Annotated in this window: 1 protein-coding gene; it reads right to left on the bottom strand. The window is 66.7% G+C overall.

Features of this window, described 5'->3' with window-relative positions:
* On the bottom strand, nucleotides 1–306 hold a 306-nt coding region (locus tag BLX41_RS20425), incomplete at both ends, for a polysaccharide deacetylase family protein (protein WP_148059671.1).

Genomic DNA, 306 nt, shown 5'->3' with positions numbered 1-306 from the left:
GTTGCAGATAGCCCCCCAGGGCGCGGCTGCGAGCGTGACCGGCGCCGGGCTGCAACAGTTCCGGTGGCGGTGCCAGCGCCAGGGCCCGCAACTGTGCCAATAGAGGTTGGGCTGCGGCGCTGTCGACCTGTTGCCATAGGGTTTCGCCAATGGACTCCCACCAGAAACCCTGACGGCTACCGATGAAGTCCGTGGACAGGAAGATGCTTGCCGGCACCTCGTAGCGTTCCAGCAGGGGATAGGCAACCTCGGCGTTGTCGCGCCAGCCATCGTCGAAAGTCAGGGCCACCCGGGGCCGGTCGCCAC

It is taken from the genome of Pseudomonas protegens (assembly GCF_003732485.1).
Classification (GTDB): Bacteria; Pseudomonadota; Gammaproteobacteria; order Pseudomonadales; family Pseudomonadaceae; genus Aquipseudomonas; species Aquipseudomonas protegens_B.
This window is presented reverse-complemented; position numbering and strand designations above follow the sequence as displayed.